The following is a 25,705-nucleotide window of genomic DNA, read 5'->3' as shown; positions in this document are numbered from 1 at the left end:
CGAGGTCTCATATTACGACCGTAATTTTTTATCCGACCATCCTTCAACGGTCTTCCTTTCCCATCCCTTGTGCAGGAGTAACGCCATGAGTACCTACGACGTCGTGATTCTGGGCGGCGGCCCCGGTGGCTACAACGCGGCCATCCGTGCCGGCCAGCTTGGGCTGAAAGCCGCCTGTGTCGAAGGCCGCGCCACCCTCGGCGGCACCTGCCTGAACGTGGGCTGCATGCCGTCCAAGGCGTTGCTGCATGCCTCGGAACTGTACGACGCGGCCATGGGCCAGGAATTCGTCAACCTGGGCATCGAGGTCAAGCCGACCCTCAACCTGGCGCAGATGATGAAACAGAAGGACGAAAGCGTGGCCGGCCTGACCAAGGGCATCGAGTTTCTGTTTCGCAAGAACAAGGTCGACTGGATCAAGGGCTGGGGCCATATCGACGGGCCGGGCAAGGTCACGGTGACCGACAACCAGGGCGCCAAGACCTCGTTGCAGGCCAAGGACATTGTGATCGCCACCGGCTCCGAGCCGACGCCCTTGCCCGGGGTGGAGATCGACAATAAACGCATCCTCGATTCCACCGGCGCCCTGTCCCTGGGCGAAGTGCCCAAGCACTTGGTGGTGATCGGAGCCGGGGTCATCGGCCTGGAGCTGGGCTCGGTCTGGCGCCGCCTGGGGGCCGAGGTCACCGTGGTCGAGTACCTGGACCGGATCTGCCCCGGGGTCGACGGCGAAGCCGGCAAGACCCTGCAGCGCGCCCTGGGCAAACAGGGCATCACCTTCAAGCTCGGGGCCAAGGTCACCCGCGCCACCACCTCGGCCAACGGCGTGCAGTTGAGCGTCGAACCGGCGGCCGGCGGCAGCGCTGAGCTGATCGAGGCCGACTACGTGCTGGTGGCCATCGGGCGCCGGCCTTACACCCAGGGCCTGGGCCTGGAAAACCTCGGCTTGAGCACCGACTCGCGGGGCATGCTGGCCAACGAACGCCACCGTACGGCGGCTGCCGGGGTCTGGGTGATCGGTGACGTGACCTCCGGACCGATGCTCGCCCACAAGGCCGAGGACGAAGCCATGGCCTGCATCGAGCAGATCGTCGGCAAGGCCGCCGAGGTCAATTACGCGCTGATCCCCAACGTCATCTACACCCGGCCGGAACTGGCCAGCGTCGGCAAGACCGAGGAGCAGCTCAAGGCCGAAGGCCGGGCCTACAAGGTCGGCAAGTTCCCGTTCAGCGCCAACAGCCGGGCCAAGATCAACCATGAGACCGAAGGCTTCGCCAAGGTACTGGCCGACGAGCACACCAATCAGATCCTCGGGGTGCACCTGGTGGGCCCCAGCGTCAGTGAAATGATCGGCGAGTACTGCGTGGCCATGGAGTTCTCGGCCTCGGCCGAAGACATCGCCCTCACCTGCCACCCCCACCCCACCCGCTCCGAAGCCCTGCGCCAGGCGGCAATGGATGTGGAAGGGGCAGCAACGCAGTTCTAAGCTGCAAGCCTCAAACGTGTAGCTTGCCGCTGAGGGGGGCTTAGGCTCTCCTGCGCCAGAGCAGGTAGCCGGCGCCCAGCACCAGCAAACCGGCGCCCAGCAGCACACCGGTCTTGTGGGCCCGCAGTGTGGAATACAGCCCGTCCAGCCACTGGGTCAGGTAGCGTTTATTGGCGGTGTCGAAATTCGGCTCTTCACAGTTCATGCCGAAGTTGCCGGCCCATTCCACATAGGGGCCGTGTTCCACATAGCGCTGGTAGTAGTCGATCTCGACATCGCTGCCCCGGGTCCAGCGCGCCGCCTTGCACAGCACCGCGGCGAAGGCCTGGCTGCTGTGGGGCAGGAAATCGGCGGCGGTGTTGGCCAAGGCTCCCGCCACATAGCGGTAGTGATAACGCACGTCGGGCTCGGCCTGGCTGGCCTGCTGGCGTTCGACTTCCGCCGCACTGACAAAGGGCCCGACCGTGGTCGCGGGGATCTCCAGGCTGTAGTCCCCCCACAGGGTGCGGTAGTCCGGCCCCATCTCATACCCGAGGATCTCCATCCCCGACTTGCGCGCCAATTGCCCGGCCCGGTAGTAGGCTTCGGCACGGCCGGTGGGCAGCCAGGCCGATTCCGCCTGGCGCCGGTAATCGCCATAGGCCTTGGCAGTGGCCTGTAACTCGGGGCTGTCGAAGTAGCCCGGCGCTTCGGCGTAGCGGCCTTCGCGCAACAACCTGCGGCCGAGCAGCTCACGCAGCTGCGCGGCAATCGGCAGGGTCTGGTAGTAGCCCTGTTCCTGCTTCGGCGTCGGCGGTGGCGCCGGGACCTGGGTGTCGACGAACTGCTTGAGTTCATCCACGGTCAGCACGCGCTCGGCCACGGTGGCCGCGTCCTGCCAGTAGATATCGTCGCTGTGATACAGCTGCTCGAACGCCTGCAGGTAATCGCCACGCTCCAGCGCCAGCACCGCACTTTCACCCTCGACCCGGCAGCCGGGCCTGAGGGTTTCGTAGTTGCCGTCCTCGCCGGTGCGCTCACCCCAGCTTTCGCCCTGGGGGAAGGCCTTGGCCGCCTTGGCATAGGCGCTGGCCGCCGCGGCCTTGTCACCGTCGCGCAGCGCCAGCTTGGCCCGCAGCCACCAGGCCAGGCCGCCGTCGCCGGCCCGTTCGAGCAACAGCTTGGTGGTGGCGTAGTCGCCGATCTGATAATTCAGCGCCGCCAGGCGGTCGGCGTTGTCCAGGCTGCCGCTGGCCGAATGGCTGAGCAGCTTGATCATTTTCTGATCAGACTCCGAGCGCTGCGTGGGTTCGCCAGTCATGCGACTGATCAGGCTCGCCGCCAGCAAACGCGGGACGGCGGGGTGACTGAACAAGGCCTGCAACTGCTCTTCAGGCAGTGCCGCGAGCTCGCCCGCCAGCTCACGCAGGGAGCTGGTGCCGATCGACGAACCCAGGCGACTCTGGCTGGCATACAGCTCGATGGCCTGCTGCCAGTCGCCGGCCATTTTCGCCACGCGGGCTTCTTCGCCCAAACTGGCGATGCCCAGTTCCAACGGGTCGCCAAAGCCGTCGATGCTCAATTGCCGCGCTTGCTGAAAGGCCTGCCGGGCCTGCTGCATCAGTGCCTGACGGCCCTGTTCGTCGAGATCGCCAGCCTCCTGGCCCATGGCGTACAACGCCCGCCCCAGGGAATAGGCCGCCCAGGTACTGCGCAGTGCGCGCTGCGGCGCCGGCAAGGCCAGCACCTGGCGGAAATACTCCGCCGCCTGGGCGTTGTCGCCGCCCTTGAAGTCCACGGCCCCCGCCAGGTACAGGTTGATTTCCAGCGGCAGGCTGGCGCCCTGTTGCTGCGCCTGATGCGGGTCCTGCAGTTGGCGCAACTGGGCCACCAGCGTGCGCTGGGCGTCAGTCAGGCCGTCCTGCTCGGCTTTGTCCCGCTGCTCCTGGTACGGCTGCTCGCCACCGTCGTAATAGGGCGACAGCGAAGCCTCGGTCGCCGGCTTGAGCCCGGCAATCACCTGCCCCAGGCGGCTGACCTCGAACTGAAAGCTGCCCTCGGGCAACACGGCCAGGGTCTGCGCCCGGTCACCCAGCAGGCGCGCCGGGAAAAACGGCCCGCAGGCCAACGCCGAGGTCAGCGGCAGGCACAGGCTCAGGCACAACAGGTGACGGGGTTTAGGGACGAACATGGGACGCTCCTTGATCAATTCTTGAACAACGCGCCCAGCCCAGGGCTCGCGCGCTTCCTGCCTGCAAACGGCCTTCACTGCGCCGGGTGAACAGCAACTGCCCGGGGCGCTGTTGCACCCCGTAACCGGCCAGGGCGTCGCTGGCCTGGCAGCCTTCCACCACCAGGCTGACCTGCTCGGGCAAGGGGCTGTCGAGATTGCCCGTGTTGCCCAGGCGAATATCAAACAGACCGTCTTTTTCGCTGAATGTCAGCTGCCACCGGCTGATCAGTTCATCACCACGGGCCACCGCGCCCAGGGTTTCGACACTCCAGGCCCGCCGGTCGCCCTGGAGCGGCAGGCGAAACCAGATCAGCCCCGCCAGATGGGGCGGCCGATCCGCGCGCAATTCACGAGCCAGTTTGGCCAGTTGCACCGGGTCGGCCATCAGCTCGCGGCGCTGGCCAAGGCCTGGCACCGGCACTTCGCTTTCAATCACCGGCGCCCCGCCATCACTGGGCAGCAGGGCCACGCCGTAGGCCGGCAAGGCCAGGTAGAACGGTTTGTCGCTGACCTTGGCCCAGCGCTCGGCCCATTGCCGGGCCTGCTGTGGATCGAACAGGCCGTGCCGCGGATCGCTGACGGCATGCACCTGCAACACGCTGCTGTCGACCGTGGCCAGCAGCGCCGGCAACTCGCGGCTGCCCAGCCACGACGGCAAGGCGGTGATGCTGAGCTTGAGGGAGGCCGGCAATACGCCGCGCAATTGAGTGAGGAACCCGGCATAGGCCGGCAGCCGCGCACTGCCGGCGTCGTGGTCGATCTCCACCCCGACCGGGGTCAAGCCCTGGGCCTGCCAGTCGGCGAGCAATTGCAGGATCTGCGCGCTGACCTCGGCCTGATCCAGGCTCTTGAGCTGGCCATCGAGGCGAATCACCGCAATCAGCGGGCGCCCGTCTGCCTTGAGCAGCGGTGCATCGATGCGTGCGCGGCTCCAGCCGGCACCGGGGAAGGCCTGCAGCGCCAGCACGCGCAAGGTGGAGAAGTCGGCGCGGGTCCGGGCCAGTGCATCGCCATGGGCCGGGGTCCATTGCCGTTGCCAGATATAGAGCTGCTGGTCGAGCGCGGTCGTGTCCCTGGGCTCGCAGCCGCCGAGCAACAGGGCGAACAGCAACACACAAAGGCGGACGCAGACGGAAGCGGACATGAATCGCGGGTATCCCTTGACGCAAAAAGGGCCGGTTCAAGGCCCTGTTTTCAGATGCGCCAGCCTACGCAGGCCCAGGCTTGGGAGCAATGCGCGCCGGGTATTTTTCCACGCTCCGGTCAAACCGAGGGCGCCGGGAAATGCCCGCGCAAACCCAGGGCCGCCGGGCGTCGTACCAGGTGCTCGACCTGCAGTTGCCAGACTCGCTCGGCCCCCGGCAAGGCCTCGACCTGCGGACCCTCAAGGATGATCTGCGTACGGCCGCTGAGTTGCAGCAGATCGCCCCGGGCAAAGTCGATAAACAGCAAGCCGGCGCAGGGATTGAGCAGCAGGTTACCCAGGGTGTTGAAGAAACGGTTGCCCGAGTAATCCGGAATCGTCAGGCAATTACCCTCGACCCTGACGAACCCGGGCGGCCCGCCACGATGGGAAACATCCACCGAACGGCCCTCGGGCTGGTCCAGGTAACTGGCGACAAACAGCGTATCGGCGGCGCTGATCAGGGCCGTCGCGGCCGCGTCCAACTGTTCCAGCCGTTGCACCGCAGGCATGGCCGAGGTGATGGCTGGCGCCTGCTTGAACTCACGGCGCTGGATGTATTGCGGGCAATTGCCGAACGCCTGCTGCACTGCAACGCTGAAACCGTCTGCGGCGTAAGCCTGGAGCCGGCCATTTAGCCGGTTCCGGCGCCGCGTGTGCAGCTCGATCCCGAGCAGGCCGATGGCGGCGCCCGCAGCCAGCTGCGCCGGGTCTTCGGGCGCTGGCAACCGCTCAATGCGCAACAGGTCCGGCGCCGGGCTATGGGCGAAGCCGGGCGGCCCTTCAAGGAGGCTCGCCCAAGGGTTGCCCGCAGCATCCACCGCGCCAAACAGCAGGAAAGGCAACTGCTGATAGAACTGGCGGTGCTGATCGGGCATTGCCTGGCGGATCACCTTGCTGCCAAGCGCTTGCATGCGCTCGACCACGCCCATGTGCGCCTGCAACTGTTGTTCACCAGCGTGCCAGGGTGATTGTGGGTTCATGACGATGGCTCCCCTGTGCCCGGGGCACAGTCGACAGGGCCGCCAGACTGGCCGGCCCCTCAGTGGTTTACGCGGTTTGCAGGCCGGCCACGGTCCGCGGCATCGGGACAAAACCGGGCCAGGCTTCGATGCGCGCCAGCCAGGCGCGGACCTGGGGGTAATCGGCCAGGGACACGTTGCCTTCCGGGGCGTGGGCGATATAGCTGTAGCACGCCACATCGGCGATGGTTGGCTCGGCACCTGCCAGGTAAGGATGCGGCGCCAGTTCCTGATCGAGCACCTTGAGCAGCGCGTGAGAACGGGCAATCACTTGCGGGGCATCGCCCGGCGCGCCAAACACCGTAATCAGGCGTGCCGTGGCCGGGCCCGAGGCCAACGGCCCCGCCGCCACCGACAGCCAACGCTGAACCCGTGCCGCGCCTACCGGGTCACTTGGCAGCCAGCGGCCCTGGCCATAGCGCTGCGCCAGGTACACCAAAATCGCGTTGGAGTCGGCCAGGATCACCCCCTGGTCATCAATCACCGGCACCTGGCCGAATGCATTCAATGCCAGGAACGCCGGCTGTTTGTGTACCCCTTGGGTCAGGTCGACCAACAGGGTCTCGACCGGCAGGTGCAGCAGCGACAGCATCAACTCGACGCGGTGCGCGTGGCCAGAACGGGGGAAGTTGTAAAACTTGATCGGGGACTGGGACACAGGAACTCCGCAAGGTAACGACGGCTCACGGGAGCCGCACTGACGGGAGCCATCTTCCACCCTGTGTGAAAACTGCAGAATCACCAGAAAACACAATCCATTATTTCATTGGCTGCAATAAAACCTGATGGCTAGCGGCTCAACGCGGGGTGCTCGCGCAGCCCCTGTACCGCCAGATCGACAAAACTGCGCACCCGCGCCGGCGCCTTGCGCCCGCCCTGATACACCACATGAATCGGCAAGGGCGCCAGCTCGAAGGCCTGCAAGACGATTTCCAGTTCGCCAGCCGCCACTCTGCTCGCCACCTGGTACGACAGCACCCGGGTCAGGCCCAGCCCCAGGCACGCCGCGCTGATCGCCGCCTGATTGGCGGAAACCAGCAGCCGTGGCTCCAGGCGAATACTCAGTGCGGTGCCGCCCTGCTCAAACTGCCAATGACGCGACTGACCGACCGCAGACGGGGCAATGATCGGCGCCTGACGCAAATCCTCCGGGTGCTGGGGCCGACCATAGGCCGACAGAAAGGCCGGCGAGGCACACACCACCCGGCGCACTTCGCCAACCCGGATCGCATGCTGGCCGCTGTCCGGCAGCTCGCCGATGCGCACCGCGACGTCGATGCCCTCGTCGACCATGCTCGCCACCCGATCCACCAGCAACGCGTTGATGCTGACCTCGGGAAACTGGCGCAGGTAATCGACCATCAGCGGCGTGACAAACAAATCGCCAAACAACACCGGCGCGGTGATCGTCAGTTGCCCACGGGGCTGGGCATGCACCCCGGCGGCCGAGGCTTCGGCGTCCTGCAATTCGCCAAGGATTCGCCGGCAGTCTTCCAGGAAACGCTGGCCGGCATCGGTCACGTGCACGCTGCGGGTGGTGCGGGTCAGCAGCAGGCTGCCAATGCGCTGTTCGAGTGCCGCCACCGCGCGGGTCACACTGGCCGCCGACAGGTTCAAGCGCCGGGCCGCCGCCGCAAATCCCTGCTCTTGGGCAACGCAGACGAACACCTGCATTTCCTGGAATCTATCCATGGATCAACCTCGGCGGCGGTGGTTGTTCTAGCGAATGCACCAGGTGGTGACGTCATGCTTGTCGAACGCCACGCAGCCGTTGTTCTTGGCGATCAACCGATAAGGCGCATCCGGCGTGTAGGAGAAATAGAAATAGTGCTGTCGGTCTTCGCCGTACAGCCAATAGGACGACGACCCCTGGTTGGTCACCGTGGGTTCGAAGGTCCAGATCGACGACTCGGCCGGGATGAAGTTGGAGCGCTCCAGCAGCAACAGCAGACCGTTGGACAGTACCGGCGTCAGGGCCCCCAGCAACAAGAGCGAGGCCGCGCCGACCAGGATCAATGGATACAGCAGGCGCGACCTGGGCATTTAACGAGCTGACGCCGCGACATTGGCCCGCGCCGTGTGCAGCTTCTTGTAGCTGTCGATCAGCCGCAGGTGCCGGTCGAGGCCTTCCAGCTTCATGCTGGTCGGTGTCAGGCCGTAGAAACGCACGCTGGAATTGACCGAACCGATCGCGGCGTCCATCCGCTCATTGCCGAACATGCGGCGGAAATTGACCTCGTAGTCTTCCAGCTCCAGGTCTTCGTCCAGTTCCATTTCCAGCACCGCGTTCACGGCCTGGTAGAACAGCCCGCGCTCGACCGTGTTGTCGTTGTACTGGAGGAAGGTTTCGACCGCCTCCTTGGCTTCTTCAAATTGCTGCAGGGCCAGGTAAATCAGCAGCTTCAGCTCAAGGATGGTCAACTGGCCCCAGGCCGTGTTGTCGTCGAACTCGATGCCGATCAAGGTGGTGATATCGGTGTAGTCGTCCAGCTCACTTTCCACCAGACGCTCGACCAGGTCTTTCAGGGCCTCCTCGTCCAGGCGATGCAGGTTGAGGATATCGGCGCGGAAGAACAGCGCTTTGTTGGTGTTATCCCAAATCAGATCGTCCACCGGATAAATTTCCGAGTAGTCCGGCACCAGGATGCGACAGGCCGGGGCGCCGAGATGCTCGTAGACCGCCATGTAGGCTTCTTTACCCATGCCTTCGAGAATGCCGAACAGCGTTGCGGCCTCTTCGGCGTTGGCGTTCTCACCCTGGCTGGTGAAGTCCCACTCCACAAACTCGTAGTCCGACTTGGAGCTGAAGAAACGCCACGACACCACGCCGCTGGAGTCGATAAAGTGCTCGACGAAGTTGTTCGGCTCAGTGACCGCATGGCCTTCGAAAGTCGGCTGGGGCAAATCGTTGAGGCCTTCAAAACTGCGGCCTTGCAGCAATTCGGTGAGGCTGCGCTCCAGCGCCACTTCCAGGCTTGGGTGGGCGCCGAACGAAGCGAATACACCACCGGTGCGCGGGTTCATCAAGGTTACGCACATCACCGGAAACTCACCGCCCAGGGACGCGTCCTTCACCAGCACCGGGAAACCCTGGGCTTCCAGACCCTGAATCCCCGCCAGGATCCCAGGGTATTTGGCCAGCACTTCCTGGGGTACATCCGGCAGCGCGAATTCACCTTCGATGATTTCGCGTTTCACCGCACGCTCGAAGATCTCCGACAGGCACTGCACCTGGGCTTCGGCCAGCGTGTTGCCGGCACTCATGCCGTTGCTGAGAAACAGGTTTTCGATCAGGTTCGATGGGAAATACACCACCTCGCCATCGGACTGACGCACAAAGGGCAGCGAAACGATGCCGCGCTCTTCGTTGCCGGAGTTGGTGTCGTACAAATGCGAACCGCGCAACTCGCCATCGCGGTTGTAGATCTTCAGGCAATACGCATCGAGAATGCCGGCCGGCAGTTCATCTTTACGGCCGGGCTTGAACCAGCGCTCATCCGGGTAATGCACAAACGCCGCGTTGGCGATGTCCTCGCCCCAGAACTGATCGTTGTAGAAGAAGTTGCAGTTGAGGCGCTCGATAAACTCGCCCAGGGCCGACGCCAGCGCACCTTCCTTGGTCGCACCCTTGCCGTTGGTGAAACACATCGGCGAATGCGCATCGCGGATATGCAGCGACCACACATTGGGCACGATATTGCGCCACGAGGCGATCTCGATCTTCATCCCCAGGCCCGCCAGAATGGCCGACATATTGGCGATGGTCTGCTCCAGCGGCAGGTCCTTGCCCACAATGTAGGTGCCTGCATCGCTGGCCGCATTGGGCATCAACAACGCCTGGGCATCGGCATCCAGGTTTTCCACTTCCTCAATCACAAACTCCGGCCCGGCCTGCACCACCTTCTTCACCGTACAACGGTCGATGGAGCGCAGGATGCCCTGGCGGTCTTTGTCGGAAATATCAGCCGGCAACTCAACCTGGATCTTGAAAATCTGGTTGTAGCGATTTTCCGGGTCAACAATGTTGTTCTGCGACAGGCGGATATTCTCGGTAGGAATACTGCGAGTGTCGCAATACAACTTCACGAAATAGGCCGCACACAGCGCCGACGAAGCCAGAAAGTAATCGAATGGACCCGGCGCCGAGCCATCGCCCTTATAGCGAATAGGCTGATCGGCCACTACCGTGAAGTCATCGAACTTGGCTTCAAGTCGAAGGTTGTCGAGAAAGTTGACCTTGATTTCCATGGGGGATTACCAGAATAACGAGCCACAAATTTGGCCGGTATTATCCGGTTTTTCGGTCGGAAGTCTTGTGCTTTTCCGTGAGGGCCGCTGGCCGGCCATAGGCCGCTCCCCGTGCAGCAGGGCTACGGGCGATCAATAGACCGCGTTATTTTCAACCCGGTCTTATATCGGCTGAAAAGCCGCAGCCATGTTGCTTATACCCAGTAGTTACGGGCGAATAATGGCCAGCCGAGATTAATACACTTGCCAATTAAGCAAGATATCGCCGCCAAGTTAGCGGTGCATAACTCTTGTCGATGTTTTATGCGATCAATTAGCGGGGCGTAGAATTTTTCAGCCAATGCATATCAAGAGAAAGGGCTGTCCTGTACCAAGCCAAAAAAATCGCCACGCTGTTTCCCGTGGGAAGAGAAACCGACGTGGCGGTGTTTATGTACGGTCAGTGACCAGACGCTGAATCCTCAAACGCCCCAAGCTATTCGGCATTACTCGCGTTATGTCTTAACATAGCCGGTTGCCGAAAGAACCGTCATGGCCATAGCCATGAAGGGCTTTCATCCTTTGCAATAAGTGTGGTGAAGATGAACAAGCCTTTCATTTCTTTGTGCCCTGAAATTACTCGGGCGCACGCGCTGACGCTGATGGATTGGTTGGAGGACGAACGCGTTACCTGCTATCTGAGCGATTCGCGTGATGTCTCGCGCTCCATCGAGCAAGCCATCGATCGGACTCAATCGCCGATCCTGACCCATCTATTCAACCAGGGCGGCCGATTCTTCATGGCCTATGACCGGCACGACGCCCCGGTGGGCTTTGTCCGTCTGATCAAGACCGACTCAAATTGCGAGATAGTCCTGGTCATCGGAAACAGCGACAAATGGGGCCGCAACCTTGGCGCCCGCACGATCCGCGAAGGCATGAAACTGGCCTTCCTCGACATGCGGGCCAAGAAGCTCATCGCCAAGATCCACCCGGACAACGCGCGCTCGCTGAAAGCCTTTTTGCGCAGCGGCTTTGTGCTTGAGAGCGAAACGCCGACATTGAAGTCATTTTCCATGACGGCGGGGCGCTATCGCCAGTTCTTGCGCGAAGGTGCTGCTGGCGACTCCACCAGGATCTACATCACTGAAATCGACAAGGCCAGGCTCGAAAGTCTAATCGTGCTCGAGCAAGGCCCGGCCGTTGTTGAACTCGAACATGAGCTTGAGCGAGCCATTGTGGTCAAGCCACAGCAGGTGGCGCGCAATGTCGTCACGATGAACTCCAGGGCCTTGCTGCAGCTGGACGACGAAGAGATGGAAGTGGCCTTGGTCTACCCTGAAGACGCGGACAGCAACGCAGGGAAGCATTCCGTGTATTCCGATATCGGCGCCGCCATCCTGGGCTATCAGGAGGGGGACGCCATCGACTGGCGAATTTCAGATCGGACCCGCCGGATTGAGATCAGGAAAGTGCTTTACCAGCCGGAGGCTGCGGGCGATTTCCACCTTTAACTGCGCCCTTTGCTCAGTGTTGGACCATCAGGCGCGAGGTGGTTGCGAAAGGCAGGAGGCGGTAGGACAGACCTAGCCGGCTCCTGCGACACTTTTAAGCCTCTCAATCCACGCGATTTACGCCTGTGGATAACTCACTCCACTGTCACCGACTTGGCCAGGTTGCGCGGTTGGTCGACGTCCGTGCCCTTGAGCACGGCGACGTAGTAGGACAGCAGTTGCAGCGGGATGGTGTAGAGGATCGGCGACAGGATGTCGTGGATGTGCGGCATGTGGACCACGTGGGTGCCTTCGCCATTGGTCATTCCTGCCTGCTCATCGGCGAACACGATCAGCTCGCCGCCACGGGCGCGCACTTCCTGCAGGTTGGACTTGAGCTTCTCCAGCAACTCGTTGTTCGGCGCCACAGTCACCACCGGCATGTCGTTATCCACAAGCGCCAGCGGGCCGTGTTTCAACTCGCCGGCCGGGTAGGCTTCAGCATGGATGTAGGAGATTTCCTTGAGCTTGAGCGCCCCTTCCATGGCCACCGGGAATTGCGCACCGCGACCCAGGAACAGGGTGTGGTTCTTCTCGGCGAACAGCTCGGCGATTTTTTCCACCGTGCTGTCCATGGCCAGGGCTTCGCCCAGGCGGGTCGGCAGGCGGCGCAGTTCTTCTACCAGGGTCGCTTCGACGCCATTGGCCAAGGTGCCACGGACCTGGCCCAGGGACAGGGTCAGCAGCAGCAGACCGACCAGTTGCGTGGTGAAGGCCTTGGTCGAGGCTACGCCGATTTCACGGCCGGCCTGGGTCAGCAGGGTCAGGTCGGATTCACGCACCAGCGAGCTGATGCCGACGTTGCAGATGGCCAGGCTGGCGAGGAAACCCAGCTCCTTGGCATTGCGCAGGGCGGCCAGGGTGTCGGCGGTTTCCCCGGACTGGGAAATGGTGACGAACAGGGTGTCAGGCTGCACCACCACCTTGCGGTAGCGGAACTCGCTGGCAACTTCGACCTGGCACGGGATGCCGGCCAGCTCTTCGAGCCAGTAACGGGCAACCATGCCGGCGTGGTAACTGGTGCCGCAGGCGACGATCTGGACATTGCGCACTTTGGCGAACAGCTCGGCGGCCTGTGGACCGAAGGCCTGGACCAACACCTGGTTCTGACTCAGGCGGCCTTCCAGGGTGCGTTGCACCACGGCTGGCTGCTCGTGGATTTCCTTGAGCATGAAGTGGCGGAACTCGCCCTTGTCGGCAGCTTCGGCACCGTCGCGGTACTGCACGGCTTCGCGCTCGACCGGGTTCCCCGTCACGTCCCAGATCTGCACGCTGTCGCGGCGGATCTCGGCGATATCGCCCTCCTCCAGGTACATGAAGCGGTCGGTCACCTGGCGCAGGGCCAGTTGGTCGGAAGCCAGGAAGTTCTCGCCAAGGCCCAGGCCGATCACCAGCGGGCTGCCGCTGCGGGCGGCAATCACGCGGTCAGGCTGGGAGGCGCTGATCACCGCCAGGCCGTAGGCGCCGTGCAACTCTTTGACGGTGGCCTTGAGGGCCACGGTCAGGTCACCCAGCTCCTTGAGCTTCAGGTTCAGCAGGTGGGCGATGACTTCGGTGTCGGTGTCGGAGGTGAACACATAACCCTGGGCCTTGAGCTGTGCGCGCAGGGCTTCGTGGTTCTCGATGATGCCGTTGTGCACCACGGCCAGGTCGCCGGAGAAATGCGGGTGGGCGTTGCGCTCGCAAGGGGCACCGTGGGTGGCCCAACGGGTGTGGGCGATACCCAGGCGACCAACCAGAGGTTCAGCCTCCAGGGCCTGTTCCAACTCGCTGACCTTGCCCGGGCGACGCACGCGCTCAAGGGTGCCGGCGTTGGTGAAAACAGCTACACCGGCGCTGTCATAGCCACGGTATTCAAGGCGCTTGAGGCCTTCGAGCAGGATCGGCGTGATATTACGTTCAGCAACGGCGCCAACAATTCCACACATGGTTTTTCTCCTAAATGACAGCCGCGCATATCAGCGTAATGCCACGGGCCTGGATCTGGTCGCGGGCCTCGAGCGGCAGGCGATCGTCGGTAATAAGGGTATGGACACTGCTCCATGGCAGCTCCAGGTTGGGAATCTTGCGGCCGATCTTGTCAGCCTCCACCATCACCACCACTTCCCGGGCCACATCGGCCATCACTCGGCTCAAGCCCAGCAACTCGTTGAAGGTGGTGGTTCCTCGCACCAGATCGATACCGTCGGCGCCGATAAACAACTGGTCGAAGTCGTAGGAGCGTAGTACCTGTTCGGCGACCTGGCCTTGAAAGGACTCGGAGTGCGGGTCCCAGGTGCCACCGGTCATCAATAGCACCGGCTCGTGCTCCAGTTCGCTCAGGGCGTTGGCCACGTGCAGGGAGTTGGTCATGACCACCAGGCCTGGCTGCTGGCCAAGTTCGGGAATCATAGCGGCGGTGGTACTGCCGCTGTCGATGATGATCCGCGCGTGCTCGCGAATGCGTTTGACCGCAGCGCGGGCGATAGCCTGCTTGTACTTGGAGACCGGCTGGCCAATCTCGCTGACCAATTCCTGGGGCATGCTGATAGCACCGCCGTAGCGCCGCAGCAGCAAACCGTGGCTCTCAAGTGCAGCCAGATCCTTGCGGATCGTAACTTCCGAAGTTTCGAAGCGCTTGGCCAGCTCGTCCACGCTCACTTCGCCCTGTTCATTAAGCAAGGCAAGAATATTGTGGCGTCGTTGGGGTGTATTGCGTTTCGACATGGGGGCTTAAGTTTCGATTCGAAAGATAACGGAAGCAATCAAAACCTATCGGCTGAAATTCGTCAAGCGGGCGATGGAAAAAACCATGGGTGTTGGCGAGTGGAGAGTTATCCACAGAACGGGTCTAGCTACGATCGGCGCTACCCAGTGCATGCCTCTCGGGTGGAAGTCGGGAGCACACTTGCGCCCGACATCGACGCAACAACAGCCCGGGCATTGCACCCGGGCTGTGGATAACTCAGTTCTTTTTGATCTTCTCCGGACGTTTCCAGCCGTCGATGTTCTTTTGCCGGGAGCGCGCCACGGCCAACTGGGATTTCTCCACCTTCTGGTTGATCGTCGAACCGGCCGCAGTTGTCGCGCCGTCCAAGATATCCACAGGCGCCACCAGGGAGTTGTTGGAACCGATGAATACATCCTGGCCAAGCACCGTCTTGTGCTTGTTGGCGCCGTCATAGTTGCAGGTGATGGTGCCCGCACCGATGTTGGTCCGTGCGCCGATTTCGGCATCGCCCAGGTAGGTCAGATGACCGGCCTTGGCGTCTTCGCCGAGGTGAGCATTCTTCAGTTCGACAAAGTTACCCACATGGGCCCGGGCATCCAGCACCGTGCCCGGACGCAGGCGGGCGAAAGGACCGGCATCGCTGCCCTCGCCCAACACCGCGCCATCGATGTGGCTGTTCGCCTTGATCACCACCCCCTTGCGCAGGGTGCTGTCCTTGATCACGCAGTTAGGGCCGATAACCACGTCGTCCTCGATCACCACCCGGCCTTCAAGAATCACGTTGATATCGATCAGCACGTCGCGGCCGACCGTGACGTCACCGCGGACGTCAAAACGTGCCGGGTCGCGCAGGGTCACGCCCTGGGCCATCAGACGACGCGCCGCGCGCAACTGGTAGTGCCGCTCCAGTTCCGACAGTTGCTTGCGATCGTTGGCGCCCTGCACTTCCATGGCGTCATGAGGTTGCTCGGTGGCCACGGTCAACCCGTCGCTGACCGCCATGGCGATCACGTCGGTCAGGTAATACTCGCCCTGGGCGTTGTTATTCGACAGGCGACTCATCCAGTCGCCCAGACGCTTGGCCGGGACCGCGAGAATACCGGTGTTGCCTTCGGTGATAGCGCGCTCGGCTTCGTTGGCGTCCTTCTGCTCGACGATGGCGGTAACCTTGCCTTCGCCGTTGCGCACAATGCGCCCGTAGCCTGTCGGGTCCGCCAATTCAACCGTCAACAGGCCCAACTGCTCGGGGCCGGCCTGCAATAGCAGGCGTTGCAGGGTCTCGACCTCGATCAACGGCACGTCGCCATAGAGGATCAGCACCGTATCGGCACTGATGAACGGCACCGCCTGGGCAACCGCATGGCCGGTACCGAGCTGCTTGTCCTGCAGCACGAAATTCAGATCATCCGCTGCCAGGCGCTCGCGCACGGCATCGGCACCGTGGCCGATGACCACGTGAATCCGCTCCGGGCTGAGCTGGCGGGCACTGTGGATAACATGGCCGAGCATGGAGTTGCCCGCCACCGGGTGCAGAACCTTCGGCAAGGCCGAGCGCATGCGCGTGCCTTGACCGGCAGCGAGAATAACGATTTCGAGAGACATGACTGGCTACCAATCCTGGGAGGTCAGGCTACGACCAAGAAGTGAGAGTTGCAGAAAAAGAAAAAGGGTAGCCGAGGCTACCCTTTTTAATCAATCACACATAAAGCTCAGGGCTTAGCCGCCAAACTTTTTGCGGATCTGCTGGACGGTGCGCAGCTGAGCTGCAGCCTCGGCCAGACGTGCAGCAGCAGAACCGTAGTCGAAATCTGCGCCCTTTTCATTCAGGGCCTTCTCAGCGGCCTTGACGGCTTGCTGAGCGGAGGCTTCGTCCAGGTCGGCAGCACGTTGCACGGTGTCGGCAAGAACCTTGACCATGTTCGGCTGAACCTCGAGGAAACCACCGGAGATGTAAAACACCTCGGTTTCCCCGCCCTGCTTGATCAAGCGGATCGGACCTGGCTTCAAATTGGTGATCAGCGGTGCGTGACCCAGAGCGATACCAAGATCACCCAGCTCACCGTGCGCAATTACCATTTCAACCAGACCGGAGAAGATTTCCCCTTCCGCGCTGACGATATCGCAATGGACTGTCATAGCCATCTGCTTGCCTCAACCTAAATTAGCGCCCGTTGCCGGGCGCCGGGATTACAGTTTCTTGGCTTTCTCGATCGCTTCTTCGATGCCGCCGACCATGTAGAACGCTTGTTCTGGCAGGTGGTCGTAGTCACCGTTGAGGATGCCTTTGAAGCCAGCAATGGTGTCTTTCAGGGAAACGTATTTACCCGAAGCACCGGTGAAGACTTCAGCCACGAAGAACGGCTGCGACAAGAAGCGCTGGATCTTACGAGCGCGGGATACCAACTGCTTGTCGGTTTCCGACAGCTCGTCCATACCCAGGATCGCGATGATGTCCTTCAGCTCTTTGTAGCGCTGCAGCACGTACTGAACGCCGCGAGCGGTGTCGTAGTGCTCCTGGCCGATCACGTTCGGGTCCAGCTGGCGCGAAGTCGAGTCGAGTGGATCGACCGCTGGGTAGATACCCAGGGAAGCGATGTCACGGGACAGAACGACGGTGGCGTCCAAGTGGGCGAAGGTGGTCGCTGGCGACGGGTCGGTCAAGTCATCCGCAGGTACGTATACCGCTTGGATCGAGGTGATCGAACCTTCTTTGGTCGAAGTGATACGTTCTTGCAGAACGCCCATCTCTTCAGCCAGGGTCGGCTGGTAACCTACTGCGGAAGGCATACGGCCCAGCAGTGCGGATACTTCAGTACCGGCCAGGGTGTAACGATAGATGTTGTCGACGAACAACAGAACGTCGTTACCTTCGTCACGGAACTTCTCGGCCATGGTCAGGCCGGTCAGTGCTACGCGCAGACGGTTACCCGGCGGCTCGTTCATCTGACCGTAAACCAGTGCCACTTTGTCCAGAACGTTGGAATCCTTCATCTCGTGGTAGAAGTCGTTACCCTCACGAGTACGCTCACCCACACCGGCGAACACGGAATAACCGCTGTGCTCGATGGCGATGTTACGGATCAGTTCCATCATGTTTACGGTTTTGCCTACACCGGCACCACCGAACAGACCGACTTTACCGCCTTTGGCAAACGGGCAAACCAGGTCGATAACCTTGATGCCGGTTTCCAGCAGGTCGTTGCCGCCCGCTTGTTCTGCGAACGAAGGTGCTGGACGGTGAATGCCCCAACGCTCTTCGGTGTCGATCGGGCCAGCTTCGTCAATCGGGTTGCCCAGTACGTCCATGATCCGGCCCAGGGTCGCTTTACCGACCGGTACGGAGATGGCTGCGCCAGAGTCGATAACGTCCAGACCGCGCTTCAAGCCTTCGGTGGAACCCATCGCAATGGTACGAACTACGCCGTCGCCCAGCTGCTGCTGAACTTCCAGAGTAGTTTCCGCGCCTTGTACTTTCAGCGCGTTGTAGATGCTCGGTACGCTGTCGCGTGGAAATTCCACGTCGATAACGGCGCCGATGATTTGAACGATACGTCCGCTACTCATAGCTGGATCCTCTGAATATTTGAACCGTTAAACCGCGGCAGCGCCGCCGACGATTTCCGAGATCTCTTGGGTGATCGCAGCCTGACGCGCCTTGTTGTAGATCAGCTGCAAATCGCTGATCAAATCACCGGCGTTGTCGGTAGCGTTCTTCATTGCGATCATCCGCGCGGCTTGTTCAGCTGCGTTGTTCTCGACCACCGCCTGGTACACCTGCGACTCCACGTAGCGCACCATCAAGCCGTCTAGCAGCTCTTTGGCGTCTGGTTCGTAGAGGTAGTCCCAGTGGTGCTTGAGTTCTTGATCCGGGGTTGCCTCCAGCGGAATCAACTGCTCCACCTTAGGCTGCTGCGTCATGGTGTTGATGAACTTGTTGGACACCACGGACAGGCGATCAATACGGCCTTCCAGATAAGCATCCAGCATCACCTTGACGCTGCCGATCAGATCATTGATCGACGGCTCTTCACCCAAGTGGCTGATGGCTGCAACGACGTTACCGCCGAAGTTGCGGAAGAATGCCGCACCTTTGCTGCCTACCACGCACAGATCGATCTCGACGCCGTTTTCGCGGTTTACCGCCATGTCCTTGACCAGGGCCTTGAACAGGTTGGTGTTCAAGCCACCGCACAAACCACGGTCACTGCTCACGACGACATAACCAACGCGCTTGATTTCGCGGTCGATCATGAACGGGTGGCGATATTCCGGGTTGGCGTTGGCCAGATGCCCAATTACCTGGCGGATACGCTCCGCATAAGGACGGCTAGCAGCCATGCGCATTTGTGCCTTGCGCATTTTGCTGACCGCCACTTTTTCCATGGCGCTGGTAATTTTTTGCGTGCTTTTGATGCTCGCAATCTTACTGCGAATCTCTTTTGCGCCTGCCATGTAACACCTATCAGGTTAGCAAGCGGGAGCCTTGCGGCTCCCGCTGCGGCTTACCAGGTTTGGGTGGCCTTGAACTTCTCGATACCGGCTTTCAGGCCAGCGTCGATTTCGTCATTGAAGTCACCCTTCACGTTGATCTTGGCCAACAAGTCGGCATGATCGCGGTTGAAGTAAGCAATCAGCGCTTGTTCAAAGCTGCCGACCTTGGTGATTTCGACGTCAGTCAGGAACCCGCGCTCAGCGGCATACAGCGACAGCGACATGTCGGCGATCGACATTGGCGCGTATTGCTTCTGCTTCATCAGCTCGGTAACGCGCTGACCATGCTCAAGTTGCTTACGGGTCGCTTCGTCCAGGTCAGAAGCGAACTGGGCGAATGCCGCCAGTTCACGGTACTGAGCCAGAGCGGTACGGATACCACCGGAGAGCTTCTTGATGATCTTGGTCTGAGCAGCACCACCTACACGGGATACCGAAACACCGGCGTTCACAGCAGGACGGATCCCGGAGTTGAACATGGCCGATTCCAGGAAGATCTGACCGTCAGTGATGGAAATCACGTTGGTCGGAACGAACGCGGAAACGTCGCCAGCTTGAGTTTCGATGATCGGCAGAGCAGTCAGGGAACCGGTTTTGCCGGTTACCGCGCCGTTGGTGAACTTCTCTACGTACTCTTCCGAAACGCGGGATGCGCGCTCCAGCAGACGGGAGTGGAGATAGAACACGTCGCCTGGGTAGGCTTCACGGCCTGGTGGACGACGCAGCAGCAGGGAAATCTGGCGGTAAGCCACTGCTTGCTTGGACAGATCGTCATAAACGATCAGCGCGTCTTCACCGCGGTCGCGGAAGAACTCGCCCATGGTGCAACCGGAGTACGGTGCCAGGAATTGCAGCGCAGGAGATTCCGAAGCACTGGCAGCCACGATGATCGTGTTGGCCAGGGCGCCGTTTTCTTCCAGCTTGCGAACCACGTTGGCGATGGTCGATTGTTTCTGACCGATAGCAACGTAGACGCAGAAGATACCGCTGTTCTTCTGGTTGATGATCGCGTCGATCGCCAGAGCGGTTTTACCGATCTGACGGTCACCGATGATCAGCTCACGCTGGCCACGGCCGACTGGGATCATGGCATCGACAGCCTTGTAGCCAGTCTGTACAGGCTGGTCTACCGACTTACGCCAGATCACGCCTGGAGCAACTTTCTCGACCGCGTCGGTCAAGGTGTTGTTCAGCGGACCTTTGCCGTCAACTGGGTTACCCAGTGCGTCGACTACGCGACCCAGGAGTTCCTTACCAACTGGAACCTCGAGGATGCGGCCGGTGCACTTGGCGCTCATGCCTTCAGCCAGACTGGTGTATGCGCCCAATACAACGGCACCTACGGAGTCTTGCTCCAGGTTGAGGGCCATACCGTAGACGCCGCCCGGAAACTCGATCATCTCGCCGTACATAACGTCGGCCAGACCGTGAATCCGCACGATGCCGTCAGATACGCTGACGACAGTGCCTTCGTTACGGGCTTGGGAGGTCACATCGAGCTTGTCGATGCGGCCCTTGATAATTTCACTTATTTCGGAAGGATTGAGTTGCTGCATTGCTCTGCTGCCCCTTCAAACTCAAGATTTCAATGCTTCGGCTAGGTTCGCGAGTTTGCCGCGAATCGAGCCATCGATAACCAGGTCGCCGGCGCGGATTACGACGCCACCAATCAGGCTGGCATCCTCCGCAGCGTGCAGGCGCACTTCCCGGCCGAGCCGTGCACTGAGAACCTTGGCGAGTTTGTCTTGCTGTTCTTGGTTCAATGCGAAAGCACTGGTGACATCCACATCTACCGATTTCTCTTGTTCGGCCTTGTACAGGTCGAACAGAGCGGAAATCTCCGGCAACAGCAGGAGACGATCGTTTTCGGCGGCAACGTGAATGAAATTCTGTGCCTTGGCATCAAACTTGTCGCCACACACGTCGATAAACGTGGTGGCCTTTTCTGCGCTCGTCAGTCGCGGGGCCTTGAGCACGCGCTGCATGGTGTCATCTTGTGACACCGCTGCAGCCAGGCCGAGCATGGCTGACCAAGAGGCCAGTTGCTGGTGGGCCTGAGCGTGCTCGAAGGCCGCCTTAGCGTAAGGTCGGGCCAACGTGGTCAGTTCTGCCATGATCGCCCTCGCTTAAATTTCAGCAGCCAGTTTGTTAACCAGCTCTGCGTGCGCGTTTTGATCGATTGTGGCACCCAGGATCTTCTCTGCGCCGTTGACTGCCAGGCTACCCAGTTGGGCACGCAGCGCGTCTTTGACACCGTTCAGTTCCTGTTCGATCTCGGCCTGAGCCTGAGCCTTCACACGGTCAGCTTCGACACGAGCCTGTTCACGGGCCTCGTCGACGATCTGAGAGCCGCGTTTCTTGGCTTGCTCAATGATTTCGGCTGCCTGAGCTTTTGCATCGCGCAGTTGCTGACCCGCTTTATCTTGGGCCAGTTCCAGGTCACGAGCTGCTCGGCTGGCAGCGTCCAGTCCATCCGCGATCTTCTTTTGGCGTTCGTGCAAAGCTGCAATGACCGGAGGCCAAATGAACTTCATGCAGAACACTACAAAAATTAAGAACGCAACGGACTGACCAATCAGGGTTGCATTAATGTTCACGCCAACACCTCGCTCGTTCGTTGTCCATCACACCAATCAACTCGAAGAATCGAGTGATTAGCCAGCGAGTTGGCCAACGAAGGGGTTTGCGAAGGTGAAGAACAGAGCGATACCAACGCCGATCATGGTTACGGCGTCGAGCAGACCGGCAACGATGAACATTTTAACTTGCAGCATTGGAACCATTTCTGGCTGACGCGCTGCGCCTTCCAGGAACTTGCCGCCCAACAGGCCGAAACCAATTGCGGTACCCAGTGCGCCCAGGCCGATCAACAGTGCAACAGCGATAGCGGTTAGACCAACTACAGTTTCCATCTTTCCTCCCGACTTTTACGTCGTATGGTTTAGGTTTTTTAGATTAAAGCGGTAAAACAAATCGTTTCATGCCCTGTAAGGGCCCCCTCTCACCGAGGCGAGAGGGACATCAGACTAGTCGAAACCGGTCTTAATGGTTCTCTTCGTGCGCCATCGACAGGTAGACGATGGTCAGCATCATGAAGATAAACGCTTGCAGGGTGATGATCAGGATGTGGAACACAGCCCACGCCCATTGCAGCACCACGCCCAGGCCGCTGAGCCAGAGCAGGCCGCTGCCGAACATCACGGCGATCAGGATAAACACCAGCTCGCCAGCGTACATGTTGCCGAACAGACGCAGAGCCAGAGAGATCGGCTTTGCAATCAGGGTCACGAATTCCAGCAGGAAGTTCACCGGGATCAGCAGGGCTTGAACGAAGATGTTCTTGCTGCCGAAAGGGTGCAGGGTCAGTTCGCCGATGAAGCCGCCGAAGCCCTTGATCTTGATGCTGTAGAAAATGATCAGCGCGAACACCGACAGGGCCATGCCCAGGGTAGCGTTCGGGTCAGTGGTCGACACTGCTCGGAATGGGATGTGCTGATCGCCAGAGATCAACATGGCCAACTGTGGAATCCAGTCCACGGGTACCAGGTCGATGGCGTTCATCAGGAACACCCAGACGAAGATGGTCAGTGCCAGAGGTGCAATCACCGGGCTACGACCGTGGAAGCTATCCTTCACGCTGCCATCGACAAAGCCGACCATCACTTCAACGAAGTTCTGCAGCGCGCCAGGCACGCCGGAGGTGGCCTTCTTGGCCGCCATGCGGAACAGAAGAACGAAGATCACACCCAGTGCGACAGACCAGCCGAGGGTATCGACGTGGAATGCCCAGAAGCCCATTTCCTTGGCTTCTGCGGCGGTGTGGGCAAAGCCCCAGCCGCCATTGGGTAGCTGCCCGAAGGTCAGGTTCTGTAAGTGGTGCTGGATATAGCCCGAAGCGGTTGTTTCTGCTGACATGGTTGCCTCAAACGCCCTAAGGTCTCGAAAGTCTTGTTGTCATAAGCAGGGGAGCGAACCAGCTGACCAGTTGGGTCAGCACGAAGGCGCCGAATACAGCCAGCGGCGCCAATGGCTTCACACCTGCAAACGTCAATGCAAACAGCACTGCCGTCAAAATCAGTTTGCCCGCCTCGCCGGCATAAAAAGACCGGACGATAGCCTGAGCTGCTCGGGCGCCGGAAAACCGAAATGCCCTATGAGCGAAGTACACATTGGGCAGCAAGGCTATCAGTCCTCCGCAGAGGCCTGAATATCCGGCTACGACTCCATGCCATTGCCAGAGCGCCAAGGCGGCCAGCAATACGACGACAAATTGAGCCAGTAATACCGGAAAAACTGCCAGGCGATGGAACGGCAAGCGGTTTGGCGTGCGGGTTTCCATCACGGTTGCTCCTCAATGGTCGGCTGCCAGAATTCAATAACTTGGCATAATTTGTGCCGACAAAATGCGCGCAGAGTATAGGGGCGGTTCAGCCCCTATTCAACTGCCAGGTAGTGATTTCCGACTGCGCGCTACATGAGGAAATGTTTCAGCGGATGTGTGCGAGGACGCCCTGGAGCTCATCAAGGGAGTTGTACCCAATCACCAACTGCCCTTTGCCCTTCTTCCCGTGGCGGATCTGCACCGCAGAGCCTAGGCGCTCAGCCAGACGCTGTTCGAGTCGGGCGATATCCGGGTCCGGCTTGACCGGTTCAGCGGGCTCCTGTTTGCCACTCAACCACTGGCGAACCAGGGCCTCGGTCTGGCGTACGGTCAGCCCCCGTGCGACAACGTGTCGCGCCCCTTCAACCTGTTGATTTTCCGGAAGACCGAGCAAGGCTCGGGCATGACCCATCTCCAGGTCGCCATGGGACAGCATGGTCTTGATCACTTCCGGCAGCGCGATCAGGCGCAGCAGGTTGGCCACGGTCACGCGGGACTTGCCCACGGCTTCGGCGACCTGTTGCTGAGTCAGCTGGAACTCCTGCTGCAAGCGCTGCAGGGCCACGGCTTCTTCGATCGGGTTGAGATCTTCGCGCTGGATGTTTTCGATCAGTGCCATGGCAATGGCGGTTTCATCCGGTACGTCGCGGACCATCGCCGGGATGGTTTCCTGACCGGCCTGCTGGCTGGCGCGCCAACGGCGTTCACCGGCGATGATTTCAAAACGCCCGGAGCCGATGGGGCGAACCACGATCGGCTGCATCACGCCCTGGGCCTTGATCGACTGCGCCAATTCCTCCAGCGCCTGGGGGTCCATGTCACGGCGCGGTTGATACTTGCCGCGCTGGATCAGGTCCAGCGGCAGGTGTTGCAACTCGCGCTGGTCGGCTTGGGTCGCCTGTTCTTCCAGAGAACTGACGGTCGGACCACTCAGCAGTGCATCCAGTCCACGTCCGAGACCTCGTTTCTTGACGGCCATGGGGATTCCTTAAGTTGCCTGAGCGGCGGCTGCGCGTGAATTTTTACGCTGGCGACGAACCATCTCGCCAGCCAGGGCCAGGTAAGCCAGGGCACCGCGCGATTGTTTATCGTAGGCCAACGCCGGCATGCCGTAGCTTGGCGCTTCGGCCAGACGGATGTTGCGTGGAATGACCGTGTCGTACAGCTGCTCGCCAAAGTGTTCCTTGAGCTGGGCCGAAACGTCGTTCATCAGGCTCAGCCGCGGGTCATACATGGTCCGCAGCAGGCCTTCGATCTTCAGGTTGGGGTTCAGCAACTCGGCGATGCGCTTGATGTTATCCACAAGGTCGCTCAAGCCTTCCAGGGCGAAGTACTCGCACTGCATGGGGATAATCACCCCATCGGCGGCCACCAGCGCATTGAGGGTGAGCATCGACAGCGACGGTGGGCAGTCGATCAGGATGTAGTCGTAATTTTCGCGGATGGGTGCCAAGGCGCTGCGCAGACGGCTTTCTTTCATCTGCATTTCCAGCAGGACGACTTCTGCCGCGGTCAGGTCGCGGTTGGCCGGCAGCAGTTGATAACCGCCGTGTTCGGAGAAGTGCATCGCCTGGGCCAGATCGCATTCGCCGATCAGCAGGTCATAGACCGAGTTCTCCAGGCCGTGTTTATCCACACCGCTACCCATGGTGGCGTTGCCCTGTGGATCAAGATCGATCAACAGCACCCGGCGCTTGGTCGCGACCAGGGATGCTGCGAGGTTGATGCAGGTGGTGGTCTTGCCCACGCCACCCTTTTGGTTCGCTATCGCGAATACCTTAGCCATTCTTGCTTGTGTTCCCAATCATGCCGTGCGGCGCAGTATCAGCAGATGGCGTTGGCCTTGGCAACCGGGTACGGCCAGGGCCTGTTCGCTATCGAGGTGGAAGTCCGTCGGCAATGCTACCAGCTCATCCGCGGGATGAACGCCCTTCATTGCCAGCCAACGTGTATCGCGGTCGCCAAGATGGCGAGTCCAGTTGGTGAAGTTCTCCATGCTGCTGAACGCCCGGGAAATGATCCCGTTGAACGGCTGCTCAGGCTGGAACGCTTCAACGCGACTGTGGATAACTTGAAGGTTATCCAGTTTGAGTTCGAGTTTGACCTGGGTCAGAAAGCGGGTTTTCTTGCCGTTGCTGTCCAGGCAGGTCACTTGCGACTCGGGAAACAGGATCGCCAGGGGGATGCCAGGCATCCCTCCACCGCTACCGACGTCGAGCCAGCGACCGTTTTCGATGAACGACATCACGCTCAAGCTATCGAGCAGATGACGCGAGACCATTTCGTCCGGATCGCGCACGGCGGTCAGGTTGTAGGCCTTGTTCCATTTGATCAATAGGGCCAGGTACGCCAGCAATTGCGCATGCTGGGTTTCTGTCAGAGTGACACCGAGCTCGCGAGCACCTGTGGATAACTCTTCTGCATGTTGCGAGGTGACCAT

At 60.7% G+C, this 25,705-nt stretch carries 23 protein-coding genes and 1 pseudogene; 2 read left to right on the top strand and 22 right to left on the bottom strand.

The features are described 5' to 3' along the window. The first annotated feature begins 85 nt into the window (after window positions 1–85). Window positions 86–1,486 (top strand): dihydrolipoyl dehydrogenase, encoded by a 1,401-nt coding sequence (gene lpdA / locus ACOZJV_RS18105; protein WP_421548162.1) that lies wholly within the window; start codon window positions 86–88, stop codon window positions 1,484–1,486. A gap of 40 nt (window positions 1,487–1,526) precedes the next feature. On the opposite strand, the gene ACOZJV_RS18100 is transcribed toward lpdA, so the two are convergent. From ACOZJV_RS18100 to ACOZJV_RS18070, 7 genes and pseudogenes are all read right to left on the bottom strand, one after another. Beyond that, entirely contained in the window at window positions 1,527–3,656 is a 2,130-nt protein-coding gene (locus ACOZJV_RS18100; protein ID WP_421548161.1) for a hypothetical protein, read from the bottom strand. After that, the gene (locus ACOZJV_RS18095; RefSeq protein WP_421548160.1) at window positions 3,643–4,842 is read right to left on the bottom strand and encodes a DUF3142 domain-containing protein; all 1,200 of its coding nucleotides are present in this window, start codon (window positions 4,840–4,842) and stop codon (window positions 3,643–3,645) included. The genes ACOZJV_RS18100 and ACOZJV_RS18095 overlap by 14 nt, the downstream gene beginning before the upstream one ends. Before the next feature lie 125 nt (window positions 4,843–4,967). Beyond that, a pseudogene (locus ACOZJV_RS18090) lies at window positions 4,968–5,864 on the bottom strand (pyridoxamine 5'-phosphate oxidase family protein); the annotation flags it as partial. A 67-nt stretch (window positions 5,865–5,931) separates the two neighbouring features. Beyond that, complete coding sequence (locus ACOZJV_RS18085) at window positions 5,932–6,495, bottom strand: glutathione S-transferase (RefSeq protein ID WP_421548330.1); 564 nt, start codon at window positions 6,493–6,495, stop codon at window positions 5,932–5,934. A gap of 197 nt (window positions 6,496–6,692) precedes the next feature. Further along, window positions 6,693–7,595, bottom strand: coding sequence for a LysR family transcriptional regulator (locus ACOZJV_RS18080; RefSeq protein WP_421548159.1), 903 nt, complete (start codon window positions 7,593–7,595; stop codon window positions 6,693–6,695). 27 nt (window positions 7,596–7,622) lie between these two features. Further along, window positions 7,623–7,946: a hypothetical protein gene (locus ACOZJV_RS18075; protein ID WP_421548158.1), complete on the bottom strand. Its 324-nt coding sequence runs from the start codon at window positions 7,944–7,946 to the stop codon at window positions 7,623–7,625. Further along, complete coding sequence (locus tag ACOZJV_RS18070; RefSeq protein WP_078470346.1) at window positions 7,947–10,151, bottom strand: OsmC domain/YcaO domain-containing protein; 2,205 nt, start codon at window positions 10,149–10,151, stop codon at window positions 7,947–7,949. It abuts the gene before it with no gap. A 581-nt stretch (window positions 10,152–10,732) separates the two neighbouring features. Between ACOZJV_RS18070 and ACOZJV_RS18065 the strand changes: the two genes are divergently transcribed. Continuing rightward, a complete protein-coding gene (locus ACOZJV_RS18065) occupies window positions 10,733–11,644 on the top strand; it encodes a GNAT family N-acetyltransferase (RefSeq protein WP_421548157.1) in 912 nt (303 codons plus the stop codon). 134 nt (window positions 11,645–11,778) lie between these two features. Here ACOZJV_RS18065 and glmS read toward each other — a convergent pair whose 3' ends face one another. The 15 genes from glmS to rsmG all read right to left on the bottom strand — a co-directional run bounded on the left by glmS (window position 11,779) and on the right by rsmG (window position 25,705). Beyond that, window positions 11,779–13,611: a glutamine--fructose-6-phosphate transaminase (isomerizing) gene (glmS, locus tag ACOZJV_RS18060; RefSeq protein ID WP_421548156.1), complete on the bottom strand. Its 1,833-nt coding sequence runs from the start codon at window positions 13,609–13,611 to the stop codon at window positions 11,779–11,781. Window positions 13,612–13,621: 10 nt separating this feature from the next. Further along, window positions 13,622–14,389 (bottom strand): DeoR/GlpR family DNA-binding transcription regulator, encoded by a 768-nt coding sequence (locus tag ACOZJV_RS18055; RefSeq protein WP_020294921.1) that lies wholly within the window; start codon window positions 14,387–14,389, stop codon window positions 13,622–13,624. Between the two features lie 238 nt (window positions 14,390–14,627). Beyond that, a complete protein-coding gene (glmU, locus tag ACOZJV_RS18050; RefSeq protein ID WP_078470343.1) occupies window positions 14,628–15,995 on the bottom strand; it encodes a bifunctional UDP-N-acetylglucosamine diphosphorylase/glucosamine-1-phosphate N-acetyltransferase GlmU in 1,368 nt (455 codons plus the stop codon). A 114-nt stretch (window positions 15,996–16,109) separates the two neighbouring features. Then, a complete protein-coding gene (locus ACOZJV_RS18045; RefSeq protein ID WP_078470342.1) occupies window positions 16,110–16,535 on the bottom strand; it encodes a F0F1 ATP synthase subunit epsilon in 426 nt (141 codons plus the stop codon). A 45-nt stretch (window positions 16,536–16,580) separates the two neighbouring features. Then, window positions 16,581–17,957 carry a F0F1 ATP synthase subunit beta gene (gene atpD / locus ACOZJV_RS18040; RefSeq protein WP_020294925.1) on the bottom strand — a complete coding sequence of 459 codons (1,377 nt, stop codon included), beginning with the start codon at window positions 17,955–17,957 and terminating at the stop codon, window positions 16,581–16,583. Window positions 17,958–17,984: 27 nt separating this feature from the next. Continuing rightward, window positions 17,985–18,845 (bottom strand): F0F1 ATP synthase subunit gamma, encoded by an 861-nt coding sequence (gene atpG, locus ACOZJV_RS18035; protein ID WP_020294926.1) that lies wholly within the window; start codon window positions 18,843–18,845, stop codon window positions 17,985–17,987. A 50-nt stretch (window positions 18,846–18,895) separates the two neighbouring features. Further along, window positions 18,896–20,440 (bottom strand): F0F1 ATP synthase subunit alpha, encoded by a 1,545-nt coding sequence (gene atpA, locus ACOZJV_RS18030; RefSeq protein WP_020294927.1) that lies wholly within the window; start codon window positions 20,438–20,440, stop codon window positions 18,896–18,898. 21 nt (window positions 20,441–20,461) lie between these two features. Further along, the gene (locus tag ACOZJV_RS18025) at window positions 20,462–20,998 is read right to left on the bottom strand and encodes a F0F1 ATP synthase subunit delta (RefSeq protein WP_020294928.1); all 537 of its coding nucleotides are present in this window, start codon (window positions 20,996–20,998) and stop codon (window positions 20,462–20,464) included. A 12-nt stretch (window positions 20,999–21,010) separates the two neighbouring features. Next, complete coding sequence (locus ACOZJV_RS18020; RefSeq protein WP_020294929.1) at window positions 21,011–21,481, bottom strand: F0F1 ATP synthase subunit B; 471 nt, start codon at window positions 21,479–21,481, stop codon at window positions 21,011–21,013. 57 nt (window positions 21,482–21,538) lie between these two features. Next, a complete protein-coding gene (atpE, locus tag ACOZJV_RS18015) occupies window positions 21,539–21,796 on the bottom strand; it encodes a F0F1 ATP synthase subunit C (protein WP_002555987.1) in 258 nt (85 codons plus the stop codon). 130 nt (window positions 21,797–21,926) lie between these two features. Further along, window positions 21,927–22,799, bottom strand: a complete 873-nt coding sequence (atpB, locus tag ACOZJV_RS18010) for a F0F1 ATP synthase subunit A (protein ID WP_078470341.1) — start codon at window positions 22,797–22,799, stop codon at window positions 21,927–21,929. Window positions 22,800–22,815: 16 nt separating this feature from the next. Continuing rightward, window positions 22,816–23,223 carry a F0F1 ATP synthase subunit I gene (locus ACOZJV_RS18005; RefSeq protein WP_020294932.1) on the bottom strand — a complete coding sequence of 136 codons (408 nt, stop codon included), beginning with the start codon at window positions 23,221–23,223 and terminating at the stop codon, window positions 22,816–22,818. Between the two features lie 148 nt (window positions 23,224–23,371). After that, window positions 23,372–24,244, bottom strand: a complete 873-nt coding sequence (locus tag ACOZJV_RS18000; protein WP_020294933.1) for a ParB/RepB/Spo0J family partition protein — start codon at window positions 24,242–24,244, stop codon at window positions 23,372–23,374. 9 nt (window positions 24,245–24,253) lie between these two features. Beyond that, window positions 24,254–25,051 carry a ParA family protein gene (locus tag ACOZJV_RS17995; RefSeq protein WP_020294934.1) on the bottom strand — a complete coding sequence of 266 codons (798 nt, stop codon included), beginning with the start codon at window positions 25,049–25,051 and terminating at the stop codon, window positions 24,254–24,256. Between the two features lie 18 nt (window positions 25,052–25,069). Next, the gene (gene rsmG / locus ACOZJV_RS17990) at window positions 25,070–25,705 is read right to left on the bottom strand and encodes a 16S rRNA (guanine(527)-N(7))-methyltransferase RsmG (protein WP_177326747.1); all 636 of its coding nucleotides are present in this window, start codon (window positions 25,703–25,705) and stop codon (window positions 25,070–25,072) included.

The sequence above is a fragment of the Pseudomonas sp. QD4 genome, from assembly GCF_049199125.1.
In the GTDB taxonomy this organism is placed as follows: domain Bacteria; phylum Pseudomonadota; class Gammaproteobacteria; order Pseudomonadales; family Pseudomonadaceae; genus Aquipseudomonas.
Note: the sequence above shows the minus strand (reverse complement) of the source record. Positions and strands in the feature narration are given on the sequence as shown.